Annotated in this window: 2 protein-coding genes; both read left to right on the top strand. The window is 44.7% G+C overall.

All coding sequences use genetic code 11. The annotated features are described in order from the left end of the window. The first annotated feature begins 162 nt into the window (after positions 1–162). Positions 163–1,101 carry a retron St85 family effector protein gene (locus tag Q7U10_00340; GenBank protein MDO8281069.1) on the top strand — a complete coding sequence of 313 codons (939 nt, stop codon included), beginning with the start codon at positions 163–165 and terminating at the stop codon, positions 1,099–1,101. After that, on the top strand, positions 1,098–2,021 hold a 924-nt coding region (locus Q7U10_00335), incomplete at its 3' end, for a retron St85 family RNA-directed DNA polymerase (GenBank protein MDO8281068.1). The genes Q7U10_00340 and Q7U10_00335, both read left to right, overlap by 4 nt.

Raw genomic sequence — 2,021 nt, 5'->3', positions numbered from 1 at the left:
GTGGTGAAGGTAACTAGCCATAGTCGGGCGATTTGCCAGACTGAAATAAATTGAGTGACATCGACGGCACGAAATCGGCCCTGCGGCCACTCGCGCCAAGTCTGTCACGAGTGGCCGCAAGTCCGATTTAGTGCCTGTAATCAGGGTATCAGAGCTCTTTTTATGGCCCAAAACGAAGTGGAACTTGTTAAGTCAACCGTATCCCCAGATGGTGGAACTGTTGACTCATTACCAGATCTTGTCGCAATTTTCGGTGGCACACTGTCAAGCCAGAAAGAGATTGCTGACGGATCCCCGCCAAAAAGCTGTCGCGATGCATATGTGCAATGGCTGGCTGCCAATTCGACTGACTTGCGGTCCAAGGTTCTCATGCCAGAGAGCTACGAGGACTGGAACAACTTCAATACCTACGACGATTTGCTGCTTTTTGAAGCGGATCTAGGGTATCTGACCGCAGCAATTGCCGTCTTTCTGGAAGCATCTGGATCAATTGCTGAATTGGGCGCTTTCTCTCAAATTGAGTCCCTAAAAGACCGCTTATTAATAGTGGTAACTGGGGATCGTCACCCTATCAAGTCTTTCATTAGCCTAGGTCCACTTCGCCAATTGGAGAAAAGGGATAAACACAGTGTTTGTGTAGTGCCTGCTCAAGACGAAACGGAAATATTGAACGATATTAATGTAATCAATACCGCTATTTTGAGAAAGATGGATGGCAACAAAACTAGGCGAGCATTTACACCGGTCGATAAGCAGCATCAGTTCGCCCTTGCTCTAGACCTTATAGCTCTCATCGAAGTTGTAACATTTACCGACATCAAACTACTATTTGAACATTTCCACGTAAGCGTTAATGATCACCGAATCGAGCAAATTCTCTTCACACTAGAAAAGTCAGGACTGGTTAGAAAGCGTAGGTACGGTGGAATAGACTACTTTGGACCAGCAACGCGGGGAACAAAATATTTAGATTTCAAAGGTAGAACACCGCATGAAAAATTTAATCGTGCTCGGCTACAAACCAAAATACTGACTAATCGCAATCCTGCAGATAGAGGAAAAGTCTTTCAGAAATTTTTCCCGAAAGAAGTAGGCGTATGAATTTGCTCCAATTACTTCTACGCGAGGTCCCATTTGAAAAAGAAGAGCTCTTGGCGATCATTGCGACTGCATCACGGCGATATAAGGTCTATCAAATACCGAAAAGGGATGGAAAGTCAGTTCGAACCATTGCACAGCCTGCGCCGGAGGTCAAGCTTCTACAGCGCATCCTGCACGACAGGATAATTGGCAAATGGCCAGTACATGAGGCAGCAACTGCGTATGTAGCAGAACGATCAATCGCCGATCATGTTCGTAGACATGTCGACTCAAAGTACCTTCTAAAGCTTGACTTCAAAAATTTCTTTCCATCCATCACTGCTGCCGATATTAGGAAGCACGCAGAACTTCATTCGAATCTAAAAAAAGAAGATCTTGACATTTTTATAAACATCGTCGCTTGGCGAAACAAATTAGATGGTAGTTTTGGTTTGTCAATTGGAGCACCATCATCTCCTGCGATCTCTAACTCCATGTTGTTTGAGTTTGACAAAAGTATCAGTTCCTTTTGCGGGGAAAGGGAAGTCACATACAGTCGATATGCTGATGACCTTGCATTTTCAACGAAAAATAGAGATACGCTCAGGGAAATAGAAGCAGAAGTAAATAGATTGACTTTATCTACCGAGTCTCCGAAACTAGCGATAAACGAGAAGAAGACAGTGAATGTCTCCAAGAGATACAACAGAACGCTCGTTGGATTAACGATCACCCCGGATCAAAAGGTGTCATTGGGGAGGGAGCGAAAACGCGACATTCGCGCAAAGCTACACCTTTATGGCAAGGGGTATCTCAGTGGAGACTATGTTGCCCACCTTCGTGGCCTGCTGGCTTATGCTTGGTCAATTGAGCCGGATTTTGTTTTATCTTTAGCGGAAAAGCAGGGAAATGAACTGTTTACCAAGTTAGAACTACCATTT

The organism is Thermodesulfovibrionia bacterium (genome assembly GCA_030646035.1).
Lineage (GTDB): Bacteria > Nitrospirota > Thermodesulfovibrionia > UBA6902 > UBA6902 > JACQZG01.
The sequence above is the reverse complement of the archived record's forward strand: the minus strand, read 5'-3'. Positions and strand labels throughout refer to the sequence as shown.

Bases quoted from the DNA above. Each gene is read 5' to 3' on its own strand.
- Q7U10_00340 (MDO8281069.1), top strand. From the start codon at position 163: ATGGCCCAAAACGAAGTGGAACTTGTTAAGTCAACCGTATCCCCAGAT.